This window comes from Pelagimonas sp., from assembly GCF_058892305.1.
Map to the genome: position 1 here is coordinate 1 of NZ_JBZXVN010000055.1, position 26,729 is coordinate 26,729.

The 26,729-nt window shown below is 55.6% G+C and carries 24 protein-coding genes and 1 tRNA gene; 12 read left to right on the top strand and 13 right to left on the bottom strand.

The window, feature by feature from the left end; translation table 11 throughout:
- Positions 1-729: 729 nt before the first annotated feature.
- Positions 730-948, bottom strand: coding sequence for a DUF1127 domain-containing protein (locus tag AC5EFR_RS20445; protein WP_493577582.1), 219 nt, complete (start codon positions 946-948; stop codon positions 730-732).
- 223 nt (positions 949-1,171) lie between these two features.
- Between AC5EFR_RS20445 and AC5EFR_RS20450 the strand changes: the two genes are divergently transcribed.
- Positions 1,172-2,233, top strand: a complete 1,062-nt coding sequence (locus AC5EFR_RS20450; RefSeq protein ID WP_493577583.1) for an Mrp/NBP35 family ATP-binding protein — start codon at positions 1,172-1,174, stop codon at positions 2,231-2,233.
- Positions 2,234-2,279: 46 nt separating this feature from the next.
- Here AC5EFR_RS20450 and AC5EFR_RS20455 read toward each other — a convergent pair whose 3' ends face one another.
- The 5 genes from AC5EFR_RS20455 to AC5EFR_RS20475 form a co-directional block, all read right to left on the bottom strand.
- Positions 2,280-4,160: a YwqG family protein gene (locus tag AC5EFR_RS20455; RefSeq protein ID WP_493577584.1), complete on the bottom strand. Its 1,881-nt coding sequence runs from the start codon at positions 4,158-4,160 to the stop codon at positions 2,280-2,282.
- A gap of 79 nt (positions 4,161-4,239) precedes the next feature.
- The gene (locus AC5EFR_RS20460; protein ID WP_493577585.1) at positions 4,240-5,349 is read right to left on the bottom strand and encodes a DNA polymerase III subunit delta'; all 1,110 of its coding nucleotides are present in this window, start codon (positions 5,347-5,349) and stop codon (positions 4,240-4,242) included.
- Positions 5,346-5,984, bottom strand: a complete 639-nt coding sequence (tmk, locus tag AC5EFR_RS20465; protein WP_493577586.1) for a dTMP kinase — start codon at positions 5,982-5,984, stop codon at positions 5,346-5,348. Before tmk ends, AC5EFR_RS20460 begins: the two co-directional genes overlap by 4 nt.
- On the bottom strand, positions 5,981-7,150 hold the full coding sequence (locus AC5EFR_RS20470) for a D-alanyl-D-alanine carboxypeptidase family protein (protein WP_493577587.1): 1,170 nt from the start codon (positions 7,148-7,150) through the stop codon (positions 5,981-5,983). Before AC5EFR_RS20470 ends, tmk begins: the two co-directional genes overlap by 4 nt.
- A 133-nt stretch (positions 7,151-7,283) precedes the next feature.
- Positions 7,284-8,165, bottom strand: coding sequence for an SPOR domain-containing protein (locus tag AC5EFR_RS20475; protein WP_493577588.1), 882 nt, complete (start codon positions 8,163-8,165; stop codon positions 7,284-7,286).
- 209 nt (positions 8,166-8,374) lie between these two features.
- Here AC5EFR_RS20475 and AC5EFR_RS20480 point away from each other — a divergent pair.
- A tRNA-Ser gene (locus AC5EFR_RS20480) sits at positions 8,375-8,464 on the top strand.
- 280 nt (positions 8,465-8,744) lie between these two features.
- Here the strand turns inward: AC5EFR_RS20480 and AC5EFR_RS20485 are convergent.
- Positions 8,745-9,170 carry an Lrp/AsnC family transcriptional regulator gene (locus tag AC5EFR_RS20485; RefSeq protein WP_493577589.1) on the bottom strand — a complete coding sequence of 142 codons (426 nt, stop codon included), beginning with the start codon at positions 9,168-9,170 and terminating at the stop codon, positions 8,745-8,747.
- Between the two features lie 146 nt (positions 9,171-9,316).
- On the opposite strand from AC5EFR_RS20485, the gene ctlX reads away from it, so the two are divergent.
- The 10 genes from ctlX (at position 9,317) to AC5EFR_RS20535 (ending at position 19,669) form a co-directional block, all read left to right on the top strand.
- Positions 9,317-10,252 (top strand): citrulline utilization hydrolase CtlX, encoded by a 936-nt coding sequence (gene ctlX / locus AC5EFR_RS20490; RefSeq protein WP_493577603.1) that lies wholly within the window; start codon positions 9,317-9,319, stop codon positions 10,250-10,252.
- Positions 10,249-11,178, top strand: coding sequence for an arginase (gene rocF / locus AC5EFR_RS20495; RefSeq protein ID WP_493577590.1), 930 nt, complete (start codon positions 10,249-10,251; stop codon positions 11,176-11,178). Before ctlX ends, rocF begins: the two co-directional genes overlap by 4 nt.
- Positions 11,179-11,188: 10 nt before the next feature.
- Positions 11,189-12,238: an ornithine cyclodeaminase gene (gene ocd / locus AC5EFR_RS20500; protein ID WP_493577591.1), complete on the top strand. Its 1,050-nt coding sequence runs from the start codon at positions 11,189-11,191 to the stop codon at positions 12,236-12,238.
- Positions 12,239-12,311: 73 nt separating this feature from the next.
- Positions 12,312-12,830 (top strand): DUF2478 domain-containing protein, encoded by a 519-nt coding sequence (locus AC5EFR_RS20505; protein ID WP_493577592.1) that lies wholly within the window; start codon positions 12,312-12,314, stop codon positions 12,828-12,830.
- A gap of 216 nt (positions 12,831-13,046) precedes the next feature.
- A complete protein-coding gene (locus tag AC5EFR_RS20510; RefSeq protein WP_493577593.1) occupies positions 13,047-15,590 on the top strand; it encodes an ATP-binding protein in 2,544 nt (847 codons plus the stop codon).
- A gap of 289 nt (positions 15,591-15,879) precedes the next feature.
- Positions 15,880-16,047, top strand: coding sequence for a hypothetical protein (locus tag AC5EFR_RS20515; protein ID WP_493577594.1), 168 nt, complete (start codon positions 15,880-15,882; stop codon positions 16,045-16,047).
- Between the two features lie 66 nt (positions 16,048-16,113).
- Positions 16,114-16,719, top strand: coding sequence for a carboxymuconolactone decarboxylase family protein (locus tag AC5EFR_RS20520; RefSeq protein WP_493577595.1), 606 nt, complete (start codon positions 16,114-16,116; stop codon positions 16,717-16,719).
- 49 nt (positions 16,720-16,768) lie between these two features.
- Positions 16,769-17,839, top strand: a complete 1,071-nt coding sequence (locus AC5EFR_RS20525; protein ID WP_493577596.1) for a bifunctional transcriptional activator/DNA repair enzyme AdaA — start codon at positions 16,769-16,771, stop codon at positions 17,837-17,839.
- Positions 17,840-17,941: 102 nt separating this feature from the next.
- On the top strand, positions 17,942-18,772 hold the full coding sequence (locus AC5EFR_RS20530; RefSeq protein ID WP_493577597.1) for an HTD2 family dehydratase: 831 nt from the start codon (positions 17,942-17,944) through the stop codon (positions 18,770-18,772).
- A 135-nt stretch (positions 18,773-18,907) separates the two neighbouring features.
- Positions 18,908-19,669, top strand: coding sequence for an SDR family NAD(P)-dependent oxidoreductase (locus tag AC5EFR_RS20535; RefSeq protein ID WP_493577598.1), 762 nt, complete (start codon positions 18,908-18,910; stop codon positions 19,667-19,669).
- 75 nt (positions 19,670-19,744) lie between these two features.
- On the opposite strand, the gene AC5EFR_RS20540 is transcribed toward AC5EFR_RS20535, so the two are convergent.
- The 6 genes from AC5EFR_RS20540 to AC5EFR_RS20565 all read right to left on the bottom strand — a co-directional run bounded on the left by AC5EFR_RS20540 (position 19,745) and on the right by AC5EFR_RS20565 (position 26,670).
- The gene (locus AC5EFR_RS20540; protein ID WP_493577599.1) at positions 19,745-21,154 is read right to left on the bottom strand and encodes an exonuclease domain-containing protein; all 1,410 of its coding nucleotides are present in this window, start codon (positions 21,152-21,154) and stop codon (positions 19,745-19,747) included.
- A 1-nt stretch (position 21,155) separates the two neighbouring features.
- Positions 21,156-21,656: a hypothetical protein gene (locus AC5EFR_RS20545; protein WP_493577600.1), complete on the bottom strand. Its 501-nt coding sequence runs from the start codon at positions 21,654-21,656 to the stop codon at positions 21,156-21,158.
- A gap of 122 nt (positions 21,657-21,778) precedes the next feature.
- Complete coding sequence (locus AC5EFR_RS20550; RefSeq protein ID WP_493577601.1) at positions 21,779-23,602, bottom strand: DUF294 nucleotidyltransferase-like domain-containing protein; 1,824 nt, start codon at positions 23,600-23,602, stop codon at positions 21,779-21,781.
- Positions 23,603-23,822: 220 nt separating this feature from the next.
- Complete coding sequence (locus tag AC5EFR_RS20555) at positions 23,823-25,607, bottom strand: sodium:solute symporter family protein (protein WP_493577602.1); 1,785 nt, start codon at positions 25,605-25,607, stop codon at positions 23,823-23,825.
- A gap of 5 nt (positions 25,608-25,612) precedes the next feature.
- On the bottom strand, positions 25,613-25,900 hold the full coding sequence (locus AC5EFR_RS20560; protein ID WP_299923651.1) for a DUF4212 domain-containing protein: 288 nt from the start codon (positions 25,898-25,900) through the stop codon (positions 25,613-25,615).
- Between the two features lie 86 nt (positions 25,901-25,986).
- A complete protein-coding gene (locus AC5EFR_RS20565; protein ID WP_493577604.1) occupies positions 25,987-26,670 on the bottom strand; it encodes an adenylate kinase in 684 nt (227 codons plus the stop codon).
- Between the last annotated feature and the right edge of the window lie 59 nt (positions 26,671-26,729).

Here is a 26,729-nt window from a genome sequence, read left to right on the forward strand (position 1 = left end):
AAAACGGCGCTGCTCAGGGAGGTGAGCAGCGCCGTTTCCAGTTTTTGAAACCCATAACAATTCTCTGGGAGGAGGAAGAGAAGGGCTCAAATCAGATGGGTCATGCGACCCTTGGTTTTGGTGCGGTGGCTCCAGGGAGGAGGAGAGGAGCCACCGCGATCATGAGAGGCCCAGGGAGGAGGAGAGGGCCCATCATTCCGTTGGGCCGTTTGGCCCGAATTTGCGTTGCGGTGATGCCGGGAGGAGGAGTGGCATCACCGCGAGCTTTGAAGGGTCCAGGGAGGAGGAGAGGACCCAGCAAGGCGTTGGACCGTTGAGGTCCGAATTTGGTTGCGACGGCTCCAGGGAGGAGGAGAGGAGCCGCCGCGTCTATGAAAGGCCCGGGAGGAGGAGTGGGCCAGACATGTCATGTGGACTGGTTGGTCCGAAACTCGCAGCGGTACCTCCAGGGAGGAGGAGAGGAGGCACCGCTTGTGATGAGAGACCCAGGGAGGAGGAGAGGGTCTGTCATTCTGTTGGGTCGTTGACCCGAATTTTGCGGCGGTGACCCCAGGGAGGAGGAGAGGGGCCACCGCTTGTCATGAGGGATCCAGGGAGGAGGAGAGGATCCGTCATTCTGTTGGGCCGTTTGGCCCGAATTAGGCGGCGGCGGTATCAGGGAGGAGGAGCGATACCGTCGCCGAAGCCGCAAGAAACAGGGAGGAGGAGCGTCCCTTGCGGTGTTCTATGTTATACTTCGTAAGCGGCCTGAAAGGCGACGCGACGGATGATTGAGCGGTTCAAACCCAGATCAGCCAGTTCGCGGTCCGAAAGGTTCTGCAATTCGCTAATCGTTTGGGTGTACACTTTGCGGCGGGCCAGACGGGCACGTAGGTCAATCAAAAGCCCGGTGAAACGTGCGCTCAAACCGCTTTGGGTTCCGGTGGTGATCTCAGTTGCGTATGCCATGTTCGTCGTTGCCTCGTCGGCTGTGTTGTTTGGTTGCGCTAAACATGGGGGAAATGCTGCACCTGCACAACGGTCGGTTTCGGCAATGCTGCTATGCAGAAAATGCATGAAAGACCTTAGGTAAAGTTAACGAGCTGCTGGTTTTTTACTCTTTAAGCTAATCTGGGTTGCAGTGACGGGCGGTCACAGCCAGTTATTGGTGTAACTGAGATGGAGTTTTTACATGACTGACACAAAGGCCGCGATTCGAGACGCTTTGGCCCGGCTTGAATTGCCGGACGGCGGCAACCTGATTTCCAGAGATATGATTCGAGCATTGACGGTTGAGGGTGGGTCGGTTCGGTTTGTGATCGAAGCGCCAAGCGCGGAAATCGCCAAACATATGGAACCGCTGCGCCAAGCGGCCGAAGCGGCCGCAGGTCAAGTAGATGGGGTAGGTGCGGTCAGTGCTGTTTTAACCGCCGAAGCAAAATCTCCTCCCCCGCAATTGAAAATGGGCGGGCACCCCAAGCCTCAGGAAGGGGTGATGAAACCCGCCGGGGTGAAAACCATTCTGGCGATTGGGTCGGGCAAGGGCGGCGTCGGCAAGTCAACCGTGTCTTCAAACCTTGCCGTTGCTCTGACGCGTGCGGGAAAAAAGGTCGGTTTGCTTGATGCCGATATCCATGGCCCATCTCAGCCGCGAATGTTTGGCCTCACGGACAAACCTGCAAGCCCGGATGGCAAAACCATTCTCCCACTCAAGGCGCATGGGGTGACGGTGATGTCGATCGGCTCAATGCTGGCCGAGGATAAGGCCGTGGTTTGGCGCGGGCCAATGTTGATGGGGGCGTTGCAACAGATGTTGATGCAGGTCGACTGGGGCGATTTGGACGTTTTGATTGTCGACCTGCCGCCCGGCACCGGCGACGTGCAACTGTCTCTGTGTCAAAAATCCGAAGTCGCCGGGGCGATTGTGGTGAGCACACCGCAAGACGTGGCACTTTTGGATGCGCGCAAGGCGCTTGATGCCTTTGCGACCCTCAAGACACCTGTGTTGGGCCTGATCGAGAACATGGCGGTGTTCACCTGCCCACATTGTGGCAAAGATAGTCATATCTTTGGTCAAGGCGGTGTTGCGGCGGAAGCCGACAAGATTGGTGTCCCACTGATGGCGCAACTGCCCATCGACTTGGATACGCGGTTGGGGGGCGATGGCGGCACCCCAATCGCCACAACTGATAGCGCAATGGCCAAGTCCTATGCGCAACTTGCCGATCGTTTGATCCAAGGCGGCATCGTCTAACGTCCAAAACTATATCGGGGCGGGCAAAGTGTCCGCCTCTTTGCGTTTACCCGCAATCCCATGTGCAAATGGCCTTGTCAAAAGCACCTTGTCGTAAATCGCTTTGCGTCATCATCACGTTAAGCATCCCGGCGTCGCCGATGCAGACGTCATCGTCAAAGCCCAAGTGCAAAATCACCCGGTCCATGTCGCGCCAAGCAGGATCGGCGCGCACGTCATCTTGAATGAAATCCGGATGACCGCCGATCCAATGGGCCGGTGCCGCATCGCTTTCCAGTTCATCGGGCGACAAGAGCGCATCGGCGGCTTGACGGGCGTCTTTATCCGCGAATTGTCGTTCCGACCAATCACGCCACAGGTGGTCCAGATGCCGGTGATACAGACAACTATGGTCGGTGTCTTCTTCAAACGTGATCCGTTGGCCGTTTTGAATGACATCCGGTGACAAAGCTGCGCCTTTGCCCAGATTGCGCAGACGATTGGGCAAGGCCAGCGTTTGACCGTTTTGGGGTTTTGGTAGGTATCGCAACTCGAACGCACCTGCATCTTCTGTGTTGATAAGATGACCGTCCTCTTCGATCCCGGCAAAGACTTGCAACAGGCCGTGAGACGGAAAATCCGTTAGCTTAGGCATGTCGTCCAGATTGATTTGCGCCAAAAACAGCATGGGCATTCCGGTTTCGCCCGTCCTTGGCCAATCGCTGTGATTGGCATCTGAACTTGGCAATCCACCCAGTTTGCTTTGCACATCAAGTGTTGGCGCCTGTCCGGTGTTTTCGATGCGCACACGCGGGAGTTTGCTCGCTTCACGCGCGGCTTTTACGGCCTGAACCTCGTCCAAGGTGATGCGCGGGGCCTTTTTCATGCGCCGATGGGTGATGATCCAATTGACAACGAGAGATCCAAGCAAGGTCGCGCCGACAATGATTAGACCGCGTTCCAAAGCTGAAAGCCTGGGCTCGAGTGTCATGCAGGCGCTCGTCAGGGCCTCCTCACAGCTCCAAAGTTCCAACTCAAGAATGGTGTCACGACAGGCTTGCGGGACATCAGGCTGACCCCAAAGGTCTAGGTTATCTAGCCAAGGTAGCTTTTCGATGTGCAATGCCGCTTCTTTAAAGTCTCCAAAGGCACAGGCCGCTTTGGCCAAGCTTTGACGGTTCCAGTCACTCGGATAGTCCGCCAGCACCGATTTGTAAGAGAGTTTAAGGGGCTCCCATGCCTCGGGGCCAGCTGTTGATAGGAATGGGGCGAAATAGGTGAAAAGCCGCGCCGACAGACCCAGTTCGGCACGGTCGGCGTTTAAGACAAATGGCAAAAGGCGCTGCTGGTCGTGATGCCTCAGATACAAACCGGCGCCGATATAGAGTGGAAACGGGGGGAGGTTGTCGCGCTCAGCCTGTTCAAGGATTTGCTCGAACTGCCCAGAGGCGGTGTTTTGCAACGCCAACACCTCTAGATGCGTCGCGCCCCAATGCGGATCTGCCTCCCCGATTGATTGGCTTCTTTGTATGAAGTCAAGCGCATCGGACATGGCATCCTGTTGTGAACGTGAGCCAGCCGGCAAAGCTTTGACGCGCTGCGCGAGGAAAATGGCGGTGGCCGTGACTGCGCCAATCGAATGTGGTTTTGCGGTTCTCCAATGGCGCAGTTGGGCTTCGATATCGAGGTCTTTGTTCTGGGCAAGGTTGACGTTCAAACCATGCCCCCAAAACCGCAAATAGGCATGTGTGAGCTGCAAATATCCGGATGCGTCCTTGGCGCGCGCGGCGCGCAAACCATTAAGATACTGATCAAGATTGTTAAAATCCCCGGCTTCCAACAAATCACTTGTCGTCTGAGCCGTCGGTTGATCAAGAGGGGACGTGTCGAGAGGGGAGGCTGCAGCCTCGGCAGTGAAGAAAAGAACTAGAATTAAGCAACGCAACATGGGATCAAACTGACTTTGTAAATCGAACCAAGTCACAAATCTCATGCCGTTTTGACGGAACTATGGCCGGCGCAAAGTTTTAGTGTTTGAGTTGTAAAAAAAGATCGGTCACCAAAGCCGCTGGATCAACATTGACAGCGCGGGCATGGCGGGCGCGGTCGCTGGCTTGGCCTGCTAACGTCGCCCAATGTCGCCCGGTGTGCGGATCGGGTGACAGACGTGCCAATATCCCGGCCTCTTGGGGGACAGCTTCGTGCAATGGCGGATGGCCGGTTACGCCCGTGCGGGCAAGACGGGCGGTCAGTTGGTCGACAAGCGTCAATAACAGATCAAGCCGCGCTTCCTTGCCTTTGCCCGCACAACTATCTGATAGGGCGAGCATTCTGGCGCGGTCAAAGTTGGGCAGGCTACCGAGCACAGCCAATATGTCCGAATAGAGCTGCAAACCACCCAAATTGATCAGGCGTAAAGCCTCACCGACTGATCCTTGCGACAATTCTGTCAGGGCAGGGGCATCTGCCGGATCGACATGGGCATTGGCCTGAGCTAAGGCGGCGGCCATGTCATCGGGTGACAAGGGACCAAGCCGCAAAACGCGACAGCGCGAGCGGATCGTCGGCAATAGCCGGGCGGGTTGGTGGCTTATCAATAAGATCGTTGTGTTGGCAGGCGGCTCTTCGAGCATTTTCAGAATCGCGTTGGCGGCTTGAATGTTCAACTCATCGGCGCTGTCGACAATCACCACGCGGCGACCGCCATCCGCCGCAGACAGCGAAAAGAAATGGCCCAGTTTGCGCACTTCGTTGACGCGGATTTCTGCCGCCAGTTTGTCGCCTTTGTCCGTAGGGCCACGGCGCAACAGAAATAATCCGGGTTCCGAAAGCGCCAACATACGGTGTGAAACCGGATGGTCAGGCGAAATGTCCAACGTGTCGGGGGGCGGAGGGGCCCCGAACATATCGTCTTCGACGGGGGGCGTGGCCAGCAAAAATCGCGCAATGCGCCATGCCAGAGTTGCTTTGCCAACACCGCGTGGACCGGTGAGCATCCAGCCGTGATGCAACCGACCGGTGTTGAACGCGGTCAAAAAGTCGGCTTCGGCGCGGCTTTGACCAAATAATTCGGTGGTTTCGCGTGGATGCGGCGCACCCTCGATGCGATCAGGTTCCGGGAGATCGACGTCGCTCATGTCAGGCGGGCCATCACCCGGGCCAAGACGTCATCGGCAATGGCATCGACCTTGCGGGCGGCATCTACGACCTCAAATCGGGTCTCGAATTCTTGAGCGAGGGCCAAGAATCCGGCCCGCATCTTTTCCTGCAAACCAACGCCGAAATCTTCGAACCGTTCCTCTACGGTGGCACGAGATTTGGCCCGCGCCAAGCCAGCGCTGGGGTCCATATCGAACAACAATGTCAGGTCGGGTTCCATGCCGATCATCAGATCGTGAAGCGCGTCGACTTTGCCACGCAGATCGCCGCGCGAAAGCCCTTGATACATGCGGGTGCTATCGGCGAAACGATCACAAATAACCACCTGTCCAGCGGCAAGGGCAGGTCGAATGGTCCGTTCAAGATGATCGCGTCGGGCGGCGGTGAACAAAAGCAATTCTGTCTCGGCGGACCAGCGATCAGGATCACCCTGCAACACCAATGCACGAATTTCTTCGGCTCCGGGGCTGCCACCGGGTTCGCGCGTCAACACAACATCGCGGCCAGCTTTCTGCAAAGCCTCTGCCAAGAGCCGCGCCTGCGTTGATTTTCCGGAACCGTCTATGCCTTCCAGGCTGATAAACAGCCCGTTTGCGCCGTTTGTGGTCGTCACAATTGCTCCTTTGGCCCGTCCTGCAGGCGTTTGAGCAAAACCTGTGACACGGTTAGCATCCGATCCATAAACCCACCTCCGGCAACCGCTTTTTCCGCAACCAATGGAACACGGGTTTCAGGCAAACCGTCGGGGCTAATAATCAATTCCGCCAATTTCTGTCCCTGTTCTACCGGGGCCTCAATTGGACCGGTATAAACTACTTCGGCTTTGACGCCGCCCAATGGGTTCACGGGCAAAAGCAAAGTTATGTCTTGTTTCGCCACAAGCCCCACCTTTTCTTCGGCCCCGAGCCAAATATCGGCATCTGCGACAGCTTTGTCTTTGGTAACAATGGTTTGTTCGGCGAATTGCCGAAAGGCCCAGTTGACGATTGCTTCAGATTCCTCGGCGCGGGCGCGTTCGCTATCAAGCCCAGTGATCGCAAAAATCACCCGACGTTTGCCGTTCTTGGCCGAGCCAACAAGGCCATATCCTGCCTCGCTTGTATGGCCGGTCTTAAGCCCATCAGCGCCAATCCCAAGCGCCAAAAGTGGGTTGCGGTTGTTGACATTGCCGGGGGCACGACCATCAAAAGCAAAGGTCTTCTCGGAGAACATTTCGTAGTGTTCTGGGAAATCTTCAATCAAACGGGTCGCCAGCAGGACAAGATCGCGCATCGACATGACATGCCCCTTGGCGGGCCACCCCGATGCATTTCGGAAACTGGAACTTGTCATGCCCATTTGTTGGGCGCGCTGGGTCATCAGCTTGGCAAAGCCTTTTTCGGTGCCATCGGGGCTTAGAGTTTCGGCAATAACCGCGCAGGCGTCATTGCCCGACAAAACAATAATACCCCGCAGAAGGTCGCCAACTTTGACCCGGTCAGTGGTGTCCAAAAACATTGTCGACCCACCATAGGACATGGCATGGCTCGACACCGGCAGCTTCTCGTCGACGTTCAAACGACCGTCGCGAATGGCCTCGAACGCAATATAGAGCGTCATCAGCTTAGACATTGAGGCGGGGGGGAGCGCTTCGTCAGCGCGTTTGGCCAGCAACACCGTTCCGGTGGTTTGGTCCAGCACAAAGGCGGCCTTGGCGCGGGTGTCAAAGGCTGATGCTGGCGCAGCCAAAAGGGCAAAAACGGCGGCACTTGCCAAAAAGTGGCGTGGCAAAAAGCTCATGTGGCGGCTCCTGTCCAAACAATCGGGTCAAAACGTTGAACCGTTTATTGCCGGAAACAGACGGGCTGTCACCCGCCTGCTTGTGATAGGTTGCGTTTTCTTGCCGACACTGTCGAAACCGAGCCTGTTTGGCTTAGTTTGTAACCGCATAGGCGTCGGTAAATCCGGTGCCCTTAATGGTTTTAACAAGCGTCGACAATTCTGATTTTGTTTGAGCTGGGCCAACAACAACCCGCCAGAAGGTTTTACCCTTGGAGTTATGTTCCTTGACGGTTGGAACCATGCCAGCTTGACGCATGGCCGTTGCCGTGTTGCGGGCGTTTTGCTCAACGCTAAAGATGCCGATTTGCACGTATGGCTTGCTTAGGGACGATGTGGCTGGCTTGGTGCTGGGTTTGGGCGCTGCGGCTGTGGCCGTCGGGGCGAGGGCGGCGGTTTCAATCGCCTTGGCGGCGCTATCTAAAACCGGATCCAAGCGTCCTTCGGAAATCTCGGGTGCTGCGGGCATCGCAGCCGCGTCAATCATGGGCTCGACCGGAGTGTCTACGGCCACTTCTTCACGGCGCAGTGCAACCACATTCAAGTTCGACGGCTGACCGGCCAAAACGCCAAGCGCAGCGGCGGCATCGGATGAAATCTGTAGGCGCGGACCGGGTGTTTCGCGTTCCCGACGGAAAAGCGCGCCGATGACAAATTTGCCATTGCTTTCATTGCGAATGATGGCGCGTTCCGGGTCGGTAACATCGGGATGCGCGATCCACACACCGCCAAGGGACGGGCGGCCATCCCAAAGACCGGCTTCGGTGGTTTGGAAAATCTCCGGCGCTTCTACATCGCGCTCTGTTGTCGCACCCGAGGTTGCCGCGCGGGCCACCATTTCGTCACCCCCTCCGGCTTGGGGTTGAAGAAAACCGGGCATTTGCCCATCGGCACATGCCGACAGCATCAAAAAGCTGGTGAACGCAAAACTTGCGCGCAGAGTCCGATTACGTTTGGGCGAATTCATACCGCTCATGCTGTGCCTCATGCCTGTGTTTGCGCGGGCGTTGCCGCACTCAATGCCGGATTTTCCGGTCACTACTGCCTCGTCGGGTGTTTTGCCCCGTTTCCCGTCAGAGTAACGTGTTGAGTGCCATATGAAAAGCCTGCAGTTTGTGAATGAGCAGATTTTTGACGTATAGGACTTTTAGAATCGAAAAAGGGGTATTAAAGATGCCCGAACGCGGAGGTTTGGCAGAGTGGTCGAATGCACCGGTCTTGAAAACCGACGAGGGTGAAAGTCCTCCCAGGGTTCGAATCCCTGAGCCTCCGCCAATTCATCTAATAGTATGATTATATTGAACTGTTTTAGAAGGTGAGTGTCTGGCTCTGTGCGGCTTCGGTCTTTGATCTGCCTGAATTACCTGCTTGCGCCATTGACCTAATCACCTAAGTGCCTGCGTTGGCGTCGCTTGTCGTTCACATGCAACACCTTGTTGCGGCTTGTCCGCATCTGACCCGGTTTGATGATGTAGACGCTCCCAGTCGTATGGGAGCGCTCTCGACGCTAGGCGAGACGCCGCCGAAAATGGTTGTTCGTGGTCCGGTGTGATTGTCAGACCGAACTGAGCAAGATTGAAGTCTCACTATTCGTGATGCCCTCGATCTGTCGCACGATGCGCAAGACGCGGTCAAACTCGGGCAGGCTGTCGGCAGTGAGCTGAGCGACCAGATCCCATTTGCCATTGGTTGAATGCAACTGTCGGAGTTCGGGAACACCGCGCAATCGGCGGATCACGGCGCTGGTTGAATGACCCGATACTTCGATCATCATCACCGCATGAACACCGTCTGGGCCGTGTTCCTGACGGGCGCGAATGGTAAAGCCAAGCACGGCACCGCTGTCGATCAGTTTATCCAACCGCGCCTGTACGGTGGCGCGGGTCACCCCTAAAATCGTGGCGAGTTTTGAGATCGGGGCGCGGCCATCTTCACGAAGGATGGCAACAAGGCGGCGGTCGAGGTCATCAAGAATTTGCATGACTATTTGTTAAATCGGTATGTTCATAATGTCAAATATGACTGCGAAAAAAGCACCGCATGCCTATATGATTTGTTCACTTCCGGTCTGTAAAGTCTGTTCAACGCCCAAACAGTACCCGACCAGAATAGGAAGTTGATATGGCTCTGCGCTCGCTCCAAGCGCCCGAAGCGGTTGTTATGATCCGACCACATCATTTCACCCCAAACGCGCAAACCGCTGCCGATAATGCATTTCAAACGCCTGCATCGGGGGATCGTTCCGTGATTGCAAAAAAGGCCTATGACGAGGTTTCACAGGCTGTAAAAACCCTGCAATCGCATGGTGTTGCTGTCCATGTGTTTGAGGACACGGGAACCGATACGCCCGATAGCGTTTTTCCCAATAACTGGTTTTCCACCCATGCCGGCGGCCATGTTGCCTTGCATGCAATGTATTCCAAAAACCGGCGCGCCGAACGCCGCGCTGATGTTGTGGAAATGCTCAAGCAGCGGTTTCGGGTGCAGGATGTGATTGATTATTCCGGGCTGGAACAGGATGACCTGTTTCTTGAAGGGACGGGGGCCATGGTTCTCGATCACCTTGAGCGGGTGGCCTATGCGGCGCGATCGAACCGCACGAGTGAGGTTTTGTTGGAACGGTTTTGCACCCATTTCAACTACGAACCTGTGGTGTTTGATGCCGTGACCATTGATGGCGCGCCGATCTATCACACCAATGTTTTGATGTGCATCGCAACCGATTTCGCCCTTATTGGAAGCAGTATGATCCCGGATGCGACCCGGCGGTCCGATGTGGTGTCGCGTTTGGCCGATGGCCCACGTGATGTGATTGACCTCACCCCGGCTCAAATCGGTGAGTTTGCCGGGAACGCGATTGAATTGCAGGGCCGCGATGGCCGCATTCTGGCCCTGTCTTCACGGGCGGTTGCCTCGTTGTCTCCTGATCAAGTTCAACGCATCGAACGCCATACCAAGATCGTCGCATTGGACATTCCAACCATCGAACTCGCCGGCGGGTCGGTGCGGTGCACCATCGCGGGCCTTCATCTGAGTGCGCGCCCCGCGGAGATTGCAGCATGACCAAGATCGTATTGTTAGGGGCTCCGATCGAAGCCGGGGCAGGGCGGCGCGGCTGCCTGATGGGGCCGGATGCCTATCGCACCGCCGGATTGGCCGAAGAGCTTGAGGCCTTGGGTCACGAAGTCACGGATTTGGGGGATGCGGAGCCGGAACCGGTTGATCACATCACAACCGCGCATAACCACCTGAAACAGCTTGAAACTGTTGCCGGCTGGACGCGGTCCTTGCACAAAGATGCGCGAAAACTGGCACGGAGTGAGGCTCTGCCGATCTATCTGGGGGGTGATCACGCGTTGTCCGCCGGAACTGTGTCGGGGCATGCCGCAGTTGCCGCGGAAGAGGGGCGGCCGTTGTTTGTCTTGTGGCTCGATGCCCATGCTGATTTCAATACATTCGGGTCAACCCAAAGCGGCAATCTTCACGGTACTCCCTTGGCCTTTGCCTGTGGGTTGCCGGGGTTTGAAAGCTACCTTGATGCGCCCCTTTCTGCGGCGGTTGATCCGGCCAATGTTTGCATTTTGGGCCTGCGGTCTGTTGACGGAGAAGAACGCCGTTTGTTGCAAGACACCGACGTCACCGCACATGATATGCGTGCGATTGATGAGCATGGAATAGCGCCTTTGCTAAAGGCATTTTTGGATCGTGTTCAGGCGGCAAATGGTTTGCTCCATGTGAGCCTTGATGTCGATTTTATTGAACCGGATATCGCCCCGGCCGTTGGGACAACGGTTCCCGGTGGCGCAACCTTCCGCGAGGCGCACCACGTTATGGAAATGCTCCATGACAGCGGCCTTGTTTCGTCGCTCGATCTCGTCGAGCTCAACCCATTTCTTGATGTCAAAGGCCGCACCGCGCGGCTGATGGTTGATCTCACGGCAAGCCTGTTTGGCCGTCGTGTTCTTGACCGCGTGACCCGCAGCTACTGAGGCTTTTATCATGGCACCACACCCTTCTGATCTGGCCTTTGTGCCGTTTGTCTCTGTCGATAACATGATGGCCTTGGTTCATCATATCGGCATCGAAACCGTTTTGCGTGATTTGGCAAACGCCATCGAGGCGGATTTTAAGCGCTGGGAATTGTTTGATAAAACCCCGCGCGTGGCTTCTCACTCCGATGTCGGTGTGATCGAACTGATGCCAACGTCCGATGGGGAGATGTATGGCTTTAAATACGTGAATGGCCATCCCAAGAACACCAAAGAGGGGCTTCAAACCGTCACCGCCTTTGGTCTTTTGGCGGATGTGGATAGTGGCTATCCGAAACTCCTCTCCGAAATGACCTTGCTAACGGCGCTGCGCACTGCCGCGACAAGCGCAATGGCCGCCAAACATCTGGCCCCCACGGGTGCAACGGTGATGGCGATGATTGGCAACGGCGCACAATCGGAATTTCAATGTCTGGCCTTCAAGGCGATCTGCGGCATCACCGAAGTTCGGCTTTTTGATACGGACCAAGGTGCCACGGCCAAATGCGCCGCAAACCTTGCGGGGATGGGTCTTAACGTCGTGCAATGCACAAGCGGCGAAGAGGCGATGGAAGGGGCGCAGATCATCACAACCTGTACCGCCGACAAGCAGAATGCCACGATCCTGACCGACAACATGATCGGCTCTGGGGTGCATATCAATGCGATTGGCGGCGATTGCCCCGGCAAAACCGAGCTGCATCGCGACATTCTTTTGCGCTCTGATATCTTTGTCGAATACCCGCCCCAAACCTGGGTCGAAGGCGAAATCCAACAACTGGACAAAGACCACCCGGTGACCGAGCTTTGGCAAGTGATCACTGGTCAGGTGCCGGGACGACGTGACGCCAAGCAGATCACCTTGTTTGACAGCGTTGGTTTCGCGATCGAAGATTTTTCGGCCTTGCGATATGTGCTTGGGGCTATCCAAGGTACCGATTTCTATGCGCAATTGGATATGTTGGCCGATCCGGATGATCCGCGTGATCTCTTTGGAATGTTGCAACGTTCCAAACATTAGCGCGTTGGGTCGCATGGTCGCCCCGGTTTGCGTGACTTAGATTGTGTATATCTAGGCCAAGAATGGGGGCGACATGAACATCGGAGCGGTTGGAGCCGAAGGGCGTGGCGAAACGGATCGGTTGATTTCGCAAGCCGCGCTGGAACTGGAACGTCGCGGGTTGCGTCTAAGCGGGATTATCAAAGTCCTACAGGACATGCCCGACGACAGTCATCAATGCGATATGGATGTCCGTGTTTTGCCCAGTCAAAACACCATCCGCATCACGCAATCCTTGGGCCAGGGCTCAAATGGCTGTCGATTGAACCCGGCGGCCATTGCCGATGCGGTCGGGGCGGTCGAAGCCTCGCTTGATGGGGTGAAACCGGATGTTTTTGTCCTCAATAAATTCGGCCCAGAGGAGGCTGAAGGACGCGGGTTTCGTGCGGCGATTGCGGCGGCTCTTGAGCAAGACATTCCGGTTTTGGTTGGCATGAGCGGGGGGCAGGCGAACAAAGTGGCCTTTGCCGAGTTCACGGCAGGCATGGCCATTACGCTCCCTATTCATGTCGATGATATTGTCAGCTGGTGTCTGAAAACATCCGGGAAATAGGGGCAAAGGTCTTTGCCTATGCTTGCAATTTATAGGTGTGAAATGCAACTTAATTTCCCGCAAAAGATGATCCCTTTTTGACTTGCTCACACTTGGGTGGATTGCCGCTACAAAGATTGACCTTTTCTTTGGATGCGACACCCTGCAGGCGCTTGATTTATCTCGCCAAAGCGTTTTTTTAGGTTAGCCTGTAACCAAAGCGGAAAGGTCACAGGGATGGTGTTTTTACAGGTCATTCAAAACATCACCTTTCTACTTTTGTGTGGTGTGGGCCTCTATGTCAGCCGCTCTTCGTCTTACCTGAGTTGCAAACCAAAACGATCAAAGATCGCGGTCGCCGCGGAGTTTGGTCTGGTTTTTGTTCTAGTCTCGACCAATACGATTCCGACGGAGAGCCACGCAGCCCATTTGGAGGGCGGGGCGGGCCCGCTTTTGTTTGCCGGTTATCTGACCGGGTGGATTGGTGTTCTGATAGCATCCCTGGCCGGATTGGCGGTTGGTCTGTTGGGATACGGTTCTGATTTTACAATTAGTCTTCCATTGTATTGCTCCATTGCCGCAGTAGGCATGGTCATCGGACATTTTAGTCCCGGACAGGAGGAGACAGGCTTTTCGCGCAGGTTTGCGGCCGAGGCCATTGGTGGACTGGTTGTTCTGCATCTCGTAATATTCGCAGCGGCGTCTATTCTTGGAGGGAACAAAGAAACCGTTCCCGAGCTTGTCGCCTGTTTGGCATTGGGCGGTATGTCAATTTTGGCCACTGGGTTGGTTGTGAGCGTCGCAAGTCGGGTCAATACCACGGAACGTTCGGCCGCAGAGCTGGGACGGCGCTTGAACATGGCAACGCAATCCGGGCGCATGGGGGTTTTTGAATATCGGGCTGAAAACAAGAATGTGATTTTTGATGACGGTATGATGCGTCTATTTGAACTGACTGGAAAGGCAGGCGAAATCCCGGTTGAAAGCTGGATTGCGCGTGTTCATTCAGAAGACCAAAAGCGTGTGTTGGACACGATTTCGGATGTTGCTCAGGACGCGAGCGCTGTCGATCAAATGGAGTTTCGTGGTGTAATGCCTGACGGCAGCTTGCGTTACTATCGCTGCAACTGGGTAACGGATCGAAACAACGAAGGGCAGTTTTCCCGTGCGATTGGTATTCAAGTCGATTTGACCGACTACAAACGCTCTGAAGATCTCAAGCTTGAAGCCGAGCAAAGGCTGGTGTCTATCGCCACCGGGTTGCCCGGAGCAATTGTGAGTGTCGAGTTGGCCAAAGGGCACCCGCCGCGCACAGTATATGCGAGTGAGCATGTGGTCGATATCTGGGGAATTTCTTGCGAGGATGTTCTTTCTGATGCCAATGTTTTGATCCGGTCATTGGACGCCGACGAACAAGATCAGATGCGTGAAGATTTGCTTCAGGCGACGCTTAACTTGATGCCGATGACCCGACGTTTAAAAATCCGAGACACATTCGGTAAAACCAAATGGATCGATTACTTTGGCAATTCGGTACGGGTAAGCGACAACCGCTTTCGAACCGATAGTATCATCTTTGACGTCACGGCAATTGTCGACGCAGAACAGCAGCTAAAAGAGCAAAGCGCTCTGGCGATGCAAGCTCAGAAAATGGAAAGCATCGGACAGTTGACCGGCGGAGTTGCCCATGATTTCAACAACCTGTTGGCAGTTATCATTGGGAATTTGGAACTGTTGCGTGATGAAATTGGGGACCATGATCATCGTCAGATGATTGAGGCCGGTATAGCAGCGGCTATGCGGGGGGGCGACTTGACCCACAAAATGCTTTCCTTTGCGCGGCGTGCTCGGCTTGAGCCGCAAATCATTGATCTTAACACCACTGTTTTGGAAACCAAAAATTGGGCCGGACGCACCTTGCCCGCCAATATTACAATCGAAACGTCCTTGTTGGCCGGTTTATGGCCGGTTTCAGCGGATCAGGCATCCACAGAAAGCGCATTGTTGAACTTGATCCTGAACGCGCGCGACGCCATGCCAAATGGCGGTCATCTATCGCTCGCAACGACAAATGTTCAAATAGACGATGAAGACTTCAAGACCTACGGCGATGACCTTGCGCCGGGAAGATACGTGATGATGAGCGTCACTGATACCGGAACCGGCATTGATCCCAAAATGGTGGACTATGTCTTTGAGCCTTTTTACACGACCAAGTCACCGGGGGCCGGGTCTGGACTTGGGCTTTCGATGGTGATGGGCTTTATGCGTCAAACCGGGGGGACGGTTCGGGTCTCTTCCGAGCTTGGTGTGGGGACCACGTTCAAACTCTATTTTCCAATCGGGGATATGCAGACCCTTGACGACGTTTCGTTGCCAGAAGAACGCGAAAATGCTGTCTCCAAAGGTGCCCGAATCCTTTTGGCAGAAGACCAGCAGGATGTTCTAGACGTTTTGGTCATGATCTTAGAGAAGGCCGGATATGTCGTCACTGCGGTTGCAAATGGAGACCAAGCCAAGGTCGCGTTTGAAACCAACCCAAGCTTCGATCTTGTTTTAACAGACATTGTTATGCCTGGACGCTTACAAGGAACAGCTCTTGTCAGAGAACTCCGGGAGAGTTGGCCCGATTTGCGGGTGGTATTCATGTCCGGGTATGCAAGCGAAGCGGCTGTTGTGGGGGATGGTCTTAGGTCAGACGATATTCGTCTCATGAAACCGGTTCAAAAACGCGATTTGCTTGTCGCGGTCGAAAAAGCGTTGATGATGTCCCAAGGTTAGACCCGATCGACCATTTTGAAACCAATAACCGAGTTTTCCGTCGATGTATTGGCATCAAATGGTGTCTTTGTTAAAAAACACACGTTAAAAGTGTATTTTTTCTTGAAACTGTAAACTATTGCTCGATAGTCTTGGGGTCGAGAAACGTGGAGCAAGATTCTATACCGAAGCTTGTTTCAAGGAAAAGCCGTGTTTCTACAGAAACTTAAAACGGGACACACATATGCGAAGAGATGCACCGGAAGTTTTTGGGCTCTTGAATTCCCCAAAAAACAAGTCGGAGGAAACTGTGACCAATCATGAGGCGTCAGACATCGTCTTCAACCTAAAAGAAGCGGCTCGGTTGATCGAAAGCTCGGCCATTTCCTTGGCCGGAGAGGTCGCAGGGGGGCAAGTTACACATTTGATGCTAATGTCACAGCAACTTGACAGGATTTCGCGCGCTTTGGAAAAATAGCTGGTCTGGCCTTTTCATTTGCGCAACCCCTCTGCATATGCACCAAAAGCGCAAAAAGGGGCGAGCATGTCACAGGACATTGGCATCAAAGAAATAGGCGACTGGGATTCGTCATTGACGCATATTGTCTCCGATATGCACGGTGCCCCAATCAATGTTCACAAGTTGATGGCGCACAATCCTGGTTTGCTCAATGCGTGGTGGGATTTCCGCAATTATTCGGTCAATGGCGGCAGCCTCGGACCGCGCTTGGGCGAGCTGGTTATCCTGCGTGTCGCGGTCCATCTGAGTGCGTGGTACGAATGGGGTTCCCATGTTGATCGCGCATTGCGATGTGGATTGACCTTGTCAGAGATCGAGGCCGTTCTGGACGCGTCGGTCGGGGAGGCGTGGGCCAAACCGGAGGCTGCTTTGCTTTTGTCCGTTGATGATTTGATCAAAAATCACCAAATTTCCCAGCCGGTTTTGAATGACCTTGCCTCTCATTTTGACACTGCGCAGATCATGGATGTGATCGCCATTCATGGCATGTATGTCATTTTGGGATGTATGATTAAGACGTGGGGCCTGCCGCTTGACGGAATGGTCGCGAAACGGATTGCCGGGTTTAGCCGCCAAGAGGCCTTTGAAACAGCCGCGCGCAGCTTTCACAAATCTCAAAATTTGAAATAGTCGCCCGATTTCAGGCGGTGTCGCCAATCTGGCGTGATAGAACGCGCCCATGTTGATACCTTTGCCTGATAATGATGCGCTGTACCGCGCCTTGATTGCCCGCGATGACCGCTATGACGGGCAGGTCTATGTCGGTGTGTTGTCGACCGGGGTGTTTTGTCGCCTAACCTGCCCTGCTCGCAAACCTAAGCCTGAAAACTGTACGTTCTTTGCGACAATAGGGGCCTGTATCGAAGCCGGCTATCGGCCCTGCAAGCGGTGCCACCCAATGCAACCCGCAGCCCAAGCTGACCCGGTTATAGCGGAGTTGTTGTCCAAGTTGGAAGACCGGCCCGAGTACCGCTGGACCGAAGCAGACCTGTCCCGGCTTGGATTTGACCCGTCCACTGTCCGACGTAGCTTTAAACGTCAGTTTGGCATGACATTTTTGGAAATGGCGCGGCAGCGTCGGTTACGTGATGGGTTTGTCGCCCTGCAGGCCGGTGATCGGGTGATTGATGCCCAACTGGACGCGGGGTTTTCATCAGGGAGCGCGTTTCGGGCGGCTTTTGGACGGTTGCTTGGCCGACCTCCGTCTAGCTTTGGCTCCACAGGATTGCTCATGGCGGATTGGATTGCGACTCCGCTCGGGGATATGATCGCGGTGGCTAGCACCTCTCATCTCCATTTGCTCGAATTTGTGGAGCGAAAGGCGTTGAAAACTGAGTTGGGCAAATTGTGCGCAGCGGTCAAAGGTGACATTGGCATCGGAACGACGGCCCCGATCGACCAAATCAAATCCGAACTGGCCGATTTTTTAGCCGGAACATCGGCACGTTTCGAAACGCCACTGGCCTTTCATGGGTCCGCCTTCACGCAAGACGTTTGGCGCGCGCTCCAAGATATTCCGGCCGGTCAAACCCGAAGCTACGGCGCGTTGGCGAAATTGATTGGCAAACCGCAAGCGACTCGCGCCGTTGCGCGGGCCAATGGAGCCAACCAAATTGCGCTTGTGGTGCCTTGCCATCGGGTGATTGGTGCGGATGGAACCCTAACGGGATACGGTGGTGGGTTGTGGCGCAAGCAAAAACTTTTGGAAATCGAAAAGGTTTACGCCCCACATGCCGATCCGGCACCCTAGGGCAAGGTGGCTCGGCACAGATGATTTCACCGCCTCAAGCTTGGTGTTACACCAGTTGAGACACCCACTTTGGCGAAAGTGGCGCAACACGAAAGGCCCAATATGACAGCGGATTTGACCAATTGGATTGGCAGGACCGAAACACGCCAAGATCACCTTCGCTGTGCTCCGGCTCGGCTGATGGCGGCAACTTTGGGACAGTCTCAAAATTTTAGAGAAGGCGATGCACTGCCACCGCTGTGGCATTGGCTGTATTTTCTTGACGCGTTGCCACCCAGTGAATTGGGACGGGATGGCCATCCGAAAAAGGGTGGGTTTCTACCGCCTGTTGCATTGCCGCGCCGGATGTGGGCCGGGGGACGGTTTGAGTTTCATCAGCCGCTGCGCTTGGGGGAAGAGATTGAAAAACGCTCCTCCATTATCAAGTTGGAAGAGAAACGCGGCCGCAGAGGAGCATTGTGTTTTGTGACCCTGCGCCACACCCTGTCTCAGAACGGTGAGGCTACGGTGACCGAAGAACATGATATTGTCTATCGCGAAGATCCCGATCCAAGCCGACCTGTTCCGCCCCCTGAGATGTCTCCAGAAGGGGCTGCGTTCTCAGAACTGGTTCAACCTGATCCGGTCATACTGTTTCGCTACTCCGCTTTGACCTTCAACGGGCATCGTATTCACTACGATGTTGACTACGCCCGCAACGTGGAAGGCTACGACGGATTGGTCTTTCACGGGCCTTTGACCGCCACGCTTTTGGTCGACTTGGTCACGCGCCACGAGGGGCGTCCACCGATCCGATTTGAGTTCCGTGGCCTGGCCCCGATATCGGGAAATGCTCCGTTTCATATTGAAGGACGTAGGTGCGATGGCGGCTATGACCTTTGGGCGAAACGGGCTGATGGAGCGCTTGCAATGCGGGCGCAGGCGGTTTTTTGAACATTTGTTCAATTGTTAGCGGTGTCGGCATTGACGGCTCGATTGGTTTTGGCCATTCAAATGCCAATTGGGCTGTTTTGACGCCGTTTGAGGCGTGAAAAGGGCCTTTGACATAGAGAGCGAATGGAGGACGCCATGGATATCACAGGTCAGATTGCGGTTGTTACCGGCGGGGCAAGCGGTTTGGGGGCCGCGACAGCACGGCGGCTGGCGGCGGAAGGCGCCAAGGTGGCCATCCTTGATTTTGATGCCGAGGGGGGAGCCCAGATGGCTGCGGACATCGGTGGTATTGCCATCAAAACCGATGTTGGCGATGAGGCTTCGGTGGCGGCAGCCTTTGACACGGTCATTGCGGACCTTGGTAAGCCTCGGATTGCCGTCAACTGTGCTGGGATTGCCCCGGCCAAACGGATTGTTGGCCGCGAAGGAGCGCTTTCGATCGACGCGTTTGAACGCACGATCCGGGTCAATTTGATCGGGACATTCAACGTGATGTCCTACGCCGCCCGTGCGATGATGGATCAGGACGCGTTGGAGACCGGAGAGCGCGGCGTTGTGATCAACACAGCCTCGATTGCCTATCAAGATGGTCAATTTGGCCAATCGGCCTATTCCGCATCAAAGGGCGCGATTGCGGCCATGTGCCTGCCTGCAGCGCGGGAAATGGCAAAGCAAGGTGTGCGCGTGATGGCGATTGCGCCGGGCTTGTTCGGGACACCAATGATGGAAGGCTTGCCCGATGATGTGACTGCGGGGATCGTTGCGAATATTCCATTCCCGCACCGTTTGGGTGACCCGGCGGAGTATGCTCAGATGGTCTGTCAGATTTGCGAAAACGCCTATTTGAATGGCACAACCATTCGCCTTGATGGGGCGGTTCGTCTCCCTCAACGTTGATCTTGGGACGGGGCGTCGCTTGCTCGCGCGGCGAGCATCGCCCCACCCACCGTCCCCCAACGGCGCGCGAGATCGTTAGTTCAAGTCTTCGAGCAACCGACCATGGCGCCGTGTTTCTTCGACAACCTCGCCAAAGGTCGTCAATCCGCGCGCCTCAAGCATAGGCAGCATGCGCACCAGAACTTCGGCGGTGGCTTGGGCATCGCCGAGGGCCGTATGGCGCAACTCAGGCGGAATGGTCACATCCAGTCGATCACAAAGCGCATCCAGGGTATGAGTTTGCGAGGCCCCAAACAAAACAGCAGACAACAGGACCGTATCAAGGATCGGATGATCCCACTCGACGCCCATGCGGGCTTTGTCGCGATGCAAAAACGCCATATCGAACGGTGCGTTATGGGCCACGATGACCGAATTGCTTGCGAATTGGTGGAATTGCGCCCCGGCGACGCCAATATCAGGAGCGCCTGCGACCATGGCGTCGCTGACATGGTGCACTTTGGTTGAAGCGGGCGGGATCGGGCGACCGGGATCAACCAATTGATCAAGCCGTTCGCCGTCGATAATTCGACCATTCACCACCCGAACGGCACCAATTTGCACGATGTCATCTTTGTGCGGGAGTAAGCCGGTGGTTTCGGTGTCAAAGACCGCAAATGTCAGATCGCGCAGTTGAGTTTTGTCGCCCAAATCCACGTCGCCGCGTTCCATCAGGTCGAAATCATAAACCAGAGGTCGGGCCGCATCGGGAGAGATGTCGACGTGTTCGGCGTCAATCATCAGCATGTAGCCCCCCCCTTCCATCGGCTTCATCCGGGTGTCAAAGCTAAGCCTGTCATGCACGCCTTTGGCAGAAAAGGTCACGTCCTTTCCAGTTTTGTTGAGCTTGTTCTGTGCGGAGGTCAGGCTGGCCAGATCGAAGTATTCTGAAATGGGTGCATTCAAACGCGGGACGCCAAGTTGTGACAAAACTTCAGCGGCTTGGCCATCATACAGAACGATCTGATTGTGGGCGTTTACCAAGATCATCGCCACAGGAATTTCGGTGAGCAGGGCGGTGAGCCGGGCCTTTTCGGCGGCCAACCGTTCGGTTTCTGCGGCGACTTGTTGGGCTGTTGATAGGGCGGTGTCGGACAAGGCGGTTGTCACAGCACTGGCCGCCGGGGCCAAATCACCCAAATAGCGCGCGGCCTGAGTATCCACGTCAGAGCCGACACCCGCATGAGCACGGGTGCGCATTTCGGAGGCCAGCTTTTCAATGGGTTTGGCGACGTTTTCATCAAATAACAGCCAAATCCCGGCGGTCAGCCCTACGGTGCCTAAGATGGAGATGATGCCGGCAAAGACAAACCCATCGGTGACCGAGGTCGAGGCCACGCGGGAATGACCAATCCAAAGCGATACCAGAACCAAGCCCGTGCCACCCAGTGCGATCAGGCAAAAGAACAGAAAAACGCGCAAACGCAGGCTTAGTTTGGTAAACATGTTAGGCCTCCTTGCAGACTGTTTTGACGACGGAATCTTGTGGTCCGACGTCGCGCCATAGCGGGTCGGAGCCATCACCAAGAACCGGATCAGCACGCCGGTGTCCATTGCAGTCGACCATGACTTCGACGACCTGAACGGCGCGCCAACGACCAAAGAAATACAGGTCGACAAGGTAGAGCCCATCGGTTTCGCTATTGGTCTGCATGTTGCCGGTATCGGCGGCAACAAAGCGGTTGGTCATCGGAAACACATAGGTCCAAGGGCGCCAAAGGGCTTTGCTTTCACCGGTTTCCGCGATTTCGATACCCTCGGGCAGGTTGCCAGATGTGCGGCTAAACCAGCTGTATTCACTTGAAATCCCGGCGATCAGCATCGCAGCCCCGGCACCAACCGGGACCAGCCATTTAGGCAGGCGACCACCCGAAATTTTGCCGAGCAACATCATTGCACCGGCCCCTGCGAACCCTGCGATAAAGACCGCGATCAGTTCTAGAAACATTCAACCTCCCCAACACCGATGTCCGGTGTTTTGTTTTCTCCCGAGCCGGGTGCGCCATCAAAACTCTTGCAAGAGTTTTGCAAATTCCATGCATGGAATTTGGTCGCCGTTCGTGGCTGACCTCACCCGAGCATTCCCTTCCCATGTCCTACGGCAGATTGCAGTGACTTCACCACCACAAAGGCGTCGCGCAAATGGCTACGTTCAAAATCAGATAGATCCGCCGGGGCCAGATAATTGTCAGGAGCTTGCCCTGATTTGACTTGCTCTGCCTGATGCTCCAGCCGTGTTTCGGCGATCAGATCATAGGCATCCAACAGGTCCTGTCCGCCGGTCTGGCTTAGCACACCCGCGGCCATTGCACCCTCTAGGCGTGCGCGGGTATTGGCTTCGGCCAACTTCCCTTGAAGCGCATAAATCCGCCCCAAATCCACCACTGGCACAACGCCGTTGTGTTTGAGGTCCAACTGGTTTTTGTGCTCGCCCGACCGAATAGTCGCAAAGCCGCGCAGCAACCCAAGAGGCGGGGTGTGCTTGAGCGAGTTGGACAGCATATGTGCCACAAAGATCGAGTTCTTGGAGGCCGCTTCTAGGGTCGTTTCTTGCAAGTCCGCAAACAAGCCAACGCGGCCGCCAATCGGACGTAGGTCAAACATCACCGAGGCCAGCATCTGGGCCTCGGGTGACGGTTTGTTGATCCAGCTGCGGAAATAGTCGCGCCACACGCGCACCGGTTGGCACCAACGCGGATTAGTCGCCATCATATCGCCCGGACAGAACACATAGCCACAGGTATCAAGACCGGCACAGACAAATTCGGCCATTTTGGCAAAATAGGGCATCTGGTCGTCTGTCACGGCGTCGTCGATCAAAAGGCAATTGTCCTGATCGGAAACGCCGGTTTGCTCTTGGCGACCCTGACTGCCGCAGGCGAGCCACAGGTAGGGCACGGGAGGGGGGCCGAATTGTTCTTCGGCCAGTGCCAACAATCGACGCGTTGCTGTATCGGCAATGTCGGTGATCAGGCGGGTGACAACCTCGTGGCGATTGCCCCCGGCGACAAGCTGCAACAGCAGTTGCGGAATGCGGGCTGTGACCTCGGCCATGGCCTCGGCGGTATGGGCGTGGGCGATTTCCGAAACCAGTTCGGCGGAGCTGACCGCTTGAAACCGGGTTAGGTCGGTTTGCGTGACAATTCCGACAAGCTTGCCCGCTTCGGTGACCGGTACGTGCCCGATCCGGCGCTCCATCATCATGTGGAGCACGTCAGACCCAATGTCAGACGGCGAGAGGGTCACGGGGTCCGGTGTCATGATGTCCTTTATCGGTGTGTCAAAGGGCAGGGCACCGCCAACAACTTTGCCCGATAGGTCGCGAATTGTTGCAATGCCGAGCAGTTCGGTGCCTTCCAGAATACAGACCGAAGAAATATGGCGCGAATGCATGATTTGCGCGGCTTCTTTGACGGTGGTTTGTGGCGGGCAAGTCAGCGGGGCAGGGGCCATCAGGGTTTCAACCCGGCTGGTGGCCAAATCCGCCTTTTGTGGTTTGGCACTTCGGGTGCGGTCAAAAAACTTACGGGCGGCGTCCTCTTGGTCAAGCAGCGCATGAAAGGCATCACGGGGCAGAATGACCAAAAGGCAATCTTCGATCGCGCGGGCCGAGGTCACGGATTGGCCATCGCGCAGCAATCCGCGTTCACCAAATGAGTTGCGACGCCCCAACAAGGAGACAGGCACATCGTTTTCGTCGCGAATTTCGACCTGTCCTTCGTGAATAAGGTACAGGCCCTCTAGCTCACACCCAAGGCTATATATCTCATCGCCTGCAAAATAGAGACGCGATTCAAAGCGGGGCAAGAGCGCGGTCAGCGCCTCTTCTGATAGCGCATCATAGGGATGCACGGCGCTCAGAAATCGGGCAAGGGCGGCGGTATCTAGAGGCATTGGAGAGGCTCTTTTTTACTGGGGCATACGTTGGGAAAACTAAACGCTGAATTGCAAGTCCGGGCCTTGATTTGGAGCAAGGTTTCATCGGTCTCGCGGGAATTTTTTGCCGAAAGTTTAAGGGCTTCGACCCCCGTCAATAAAAACGGGGCACCGAATGGGTGCCCCGTTTGGGTCATGAGTTGCCCGGCCGAATGGGAGACAGCAAGGCAATCATTGTTTAGTGGTCCACAGCTTCGCCAGCACCGCGTGGTACGCGGACGCTTTCGACCAGCTCTTCGATCTCGGTAGGGATAGGAGCCGAGAATTTGGAGACTGTGAAGGCCACACAGAAGTTCACCATGGCGCCAATCGCACCGAAGGATGTCGATTTGATTGTCCCCAAGAGGGGGTCAGCGTCGGTGAAGGTGTTGGTGCCCGGAACAAAGAACCAACCTTTGTGCAGGAAGATGTAGATCAGGGTGACACCCAGACCGGCCAACATGCCTGCAACAGCACCTTTGTTGTTCACCTTGGTAAAGATGCCCATCATCAGCGCAGGGAAGATCGACGCAGCGGCCAGACCGAAGGCAAGGGCAACGGTTTGAGCAGCGAAGCCCGGAGGGTTCAGACCCAGCCATGTCGCAACGGCGATGGCAACGGCCATGGCGATACGAGCGGAGAGCAATTCACCTTTTTCCGAAATGTTCGGGTTGATCGAACCTTTGATCAAGTCATGCGAAACCGCAGACGAAATCGCCAGCAACAGGCCAGCAGCGGTTGACAGAGCAGCGGCAAGACCACCAGCAGCAACCAGACCAATAACCCAAGATGGCAGGTTCGCAATTTCAGGGTTCGCAAGAACCAGGATATCGCGGTTGAACTTGGTCAGCTCGTTTTCAGAACCCCAACCAGCAGCTTCCATTTTGGCAACTGTGTCGGCGTCTTTTTCGTTGAAGTAAGCGATTTTGCCGTCGCCGTTCTTGTCTTCCCAGCCCAAGAGGCCAGTTTTCTGCCAAGTCGCCATCCAGTCGTACTGGGCTTCGTCTTCGATCATTTCAACCGAAACCGGATCACCAGACGTGCCATTTGGCCACATCAGTTCGGTGATGTTCAGACGTGCCATGGCACCAACCGCAGGGGCGGTGAGGTACAGCAGCGCGATGAACACCAGTGCCCAACCAGCAGACCAACGCGCGTCGGCAACCTTAGGAACGGTGAAGAAGCGCATGATCACGTGGGGCAGACCCGCAGTACCGATCATCAGCGACAGAGTGAACAGAACCATGTTGAACGTGTCAGCGTGGTGGGCTGTGTACTCATTGAAACCAAGCTCGGCAACGATCTGGTCAAGGGTGGTCAGCAGCGGGGTACCCGACGCAGCGTGATCACCAAACAGACCCAGAGCAGGAACAGGGTTACCGGTCAGCTGCAGCGAGATAAAGATCGCTGGGATGGTGTAGGCCATGATCAGAACAACGTACTGAGCAACCTGAGTGTACGTCACACCCTTCATGCCGCCGAAAACAGCGTAGGCGAAAACCACACAGGCACCGATCAACAGACCAGCCGTGTTGGACACTTCCAAGAAGCGACCAAAGGCAACACCAACACCGGTCATCTGACCGATAACATAGGTGGTCGAGGCAACGATCAGACAGATAACCGCAACAACACGCGCGGTTGGGCTGTAGAAACGATCGCCGATGAATTCCGACACGGTAAACTTGCCGAACTTACGCAGGTAAGGCGCAAGCAGCAGAGCCAGCAGAACGTAGCCGCCTGTCCAACCCATCAAAAACGAAGAGTTGTCGTAGCCGGTGAACGCGATAAGACCGGCCATCGAAATGAACGAGGCCGCTGACATCCAGTCAGCCGCTGTCGCCATACCGTTGGTGACCGGGTGAACGCCGCGACCCGCAGCGTAGAATTCGGATGTGGAACCGGCGCGGGCCCAGATCGCGATGCCGATATAGAGCGCGAAAGACGCGCCAACAAACAGCAGGTTGATGGTAAACTGATCCATTGCGCTTATTCCTCTTCGACGCCGTATTCACGGTCGAGCTTGTTCATCCGCCAGGCGTAGAAAAAGATCAGGCCCAAAAAGACGATGATTGAACCCTGTTGGGCAAACCAGAAACCTAGGTCTGTTCCGCCAACGCTAATGCCGCTGAGCATTGGGCGTAGCAAAATGCCGAAGCCAAAGCTAACGACAGCCCAGATAACCAGGCTAACCAGAATGATGCGCACGTTGGCGGCCCAATAGCCCTGATCGGACTTTTCGGCGGCTTTCGCGTCTTGAGATGTGTGATCCGTCATGCGGGTCCTCCTCTTCCTCCTTGTGCTTGTCCAAAAGACAAGCGTGGCTGCGCCCCCCGTCCCAAGGGGCGCCAGGGCGCTATTGCTTACGCAACAGCACCCCGAACAATTGCGCCCATTTCGGACGCGATTTCAGTGATGTCGCCCATGGCGGCAACTGTCTTGAGCGCGCCATGACCGTTGTAGTAATCAATCAACGGTGCGGTTTGCGCGTGGTAGGCCTCAAGGCGGCTGGCCACGGTTTCGGCATTGTCGTCGGCGCGGCGTTTCATCTCCGTGCCACCGCAATTGTCGCAAACACCGGTCGATTTTGGCTGTTTAAAGGTGTCGTGATACCCTTCGCCACAACCGCCACAGGTGTAGCGCCCGGAAATCCGGGTCACCATGGCGGCGTCATCAACCTCAAGGCTGATCGCTGCGTTGATGCGCTGACCTGAATCCTCCAGAAGGCGGTCCAAAGCTTCGGCCTGAACCGTTGTGCGCGGGAAGCCATCAAGGATGACACCTTTGGCACAATCGGTATCGTTCAGACGGTCGCGCAGGATCGCAATGACGATGTCATCGCTCACCAATTCACCCGCTTCCATAACCGCCTTGGCGCGTTTGCCGGCGTCGGTTCCGGCGGCAACGGCGGCCCTTAGCAAATCACCGGTCGAAAGCTGAACAAAACCAAATTCTTCTTCCAGCATCCGCGCTTGGGTGCCTTTGCCGGCCCCGGGGGGGCCAAGCAGGATCAGAACTGGGGCTGCGAGAGTGGTGCTTCCATCCATCATGGCTCAGCTCTCCCGGTTCATACGGTTGTCGACAAGCTCATCCACCACACTTGGAT

Excerpts from the sequence above, each read along its gene's own strand:
- AC5EFR_RS20565 (WP_493577604.1), bottom strand. The coding sequence starts at position 26,670 with ATGGATGGAAGCACCACTCTCGCAGCCCCAGTTCTGATCCTGCTTGGC.
- AC5EFR_RS20470 (WP_493577587.1), bottom strand. The coding sequence starts at position 7,150 with ATGAGCTTTTTGCCACGCCACTTTTTGGCAAGTGCCGCCGTTTTTGCC.
- rocF (WP_493577590.1), top strand. The coding sequence starts at position 10,249 with ATGACCAAGATCGTATTGTTAGGGGCTCCGATCGAAGCCGGGGCAGGG.
- AC5EFR_RS20525 (WP_493577596.1), top strand. The coding sequence starts at position 16,769 with ATGTTGATACCTTTGCCTGATAATGATGCGCTGTACCGCGCCTTGATT.
- AC5EFR_RS20540 (WP_493577599.1), bottom strand. The coding sequence starts at position 21,154 with ATGTTTACCAAACTAAGCCTGCGTTTGCGCGTTTTTCTGTTCTTTTGC.
- AC5EFR_RS20530 (WP_493577597.1), top strand. The coding sequence starts at position 17,942 with ATGACAGCGGATTTGACCAATTGGATTGGCAGGACCGAAACACGCCAA.
- AC5EFR_RS20460 (WP_493577585.1), bottom strand. The coding sequence starts at position 5,349 with ATGAGCGACGTCGATCTCCCGGAACCTGATCGCATCGAGGGTGCGCCG.
- AC5EFR_RS20505 (WP_493577592.1), top strand. The coding sequence starts at position 12,312 with ATGAACATCGGAGCGGTTGGAGCCGAAGGGCGTGGCGAAACGGATCGG.
- AC5EFR_RS20510 (WP_493577593.1), top strand. The coding sequence starts at position 13,047 with ATGGTGTTTTTACAGGTCATTCAAAACATCACCTTTCTACTTTTGTGT.
- AC5EFR_RS20535 (WP_493577598.1), top strand. The coding sequence starts at position 18,908 with ATGGATATCACAGGTCAGATTGCGGTTGTTACCGGCGGGGCAAGCGGT.
- AC5EFR_RS20445 (WP_493577582.1), bottom strand. The coding sequence starts at position 948 with ATGGCATACGCAACTGAGATCACCACCGGAACCCAAAGCGGTTTGAGC.
- AC5EFR_RS20455 (WP_493577584.1), bottom strand. The coding sequence starts at position 4,160 with ATGTTGCGTTGCTTAATTCTAGTTCTTTTCTTCACTGCCGAGGCTGCA.
- AC5EFR_RS20485 (WP_493577589.1), bottom strand. The coding sequence starts at position 9,170 with ATGCAAATTCTTGATGACCTCGACCGCCGCCTTGTTGCCATCCTTCGT.
- AC5EFR_RS20545 (WP_493577600.1), bottom strand. The coding sequence starts at position 21,656 with ATGTTTCTAGAACTGATCGCGGTCTTTATCGCAGGGTTCGCAGGGGCC.
- AC5EFR_RS20555 (WP_493577602.1), bottom strand. The coding sequence starts at position 25,607 with ATGGATCAGTTTACCATCAACCTGCTGTTTGTTGGCGCGTCTTTCGCG.
- AC5EFR_RS20475 (WP_493577588.1), bottom strand. The coding sequence starts at position 8,165 with ATGAGCGGTATGAATTCGCCCAAACGTAATCGGACTCTGCGCGCAAGT.
- AC5EFR_RS20560 (WP_299923651.1), bottom strand. The coding sequence starts at position 25,900 with ATGACGGATCACACATCTCAAGACGCGAAAGCCGCCGAAAAGTCCGAT.
- AC5EFR_RS20550 (WP_493577601.1), bottom strand. The coding sequence starts at position 23,602 with ATGCCTCTAGATACCGCCGCCCTTGCCCGATTTCTGAGCGCCGTGCAT.
- ocd (WP_493577591.1), top strand. The coding sequence starts at position 11,189 with ATGGCACCACACCCTTCTGATCTGGCCTTTGTGCCGTTTGTCTCTGTC.
- AC5EFR_RS20520 (WP_493577595.1), top strand. The coding sequence starts at position 16,114 with ATGTCACAGGACATTGGCATCAAAGAAATAGGCGACTGGGATTCGTCA.
- AC5EFR_RS20450 (WP_493577583.1), top strand. The coding sequence starts at position 1,172 with ATGACTGACACAAAGGCCGCGATTCGAGACGCTTTGGCCCGGCTTGAA.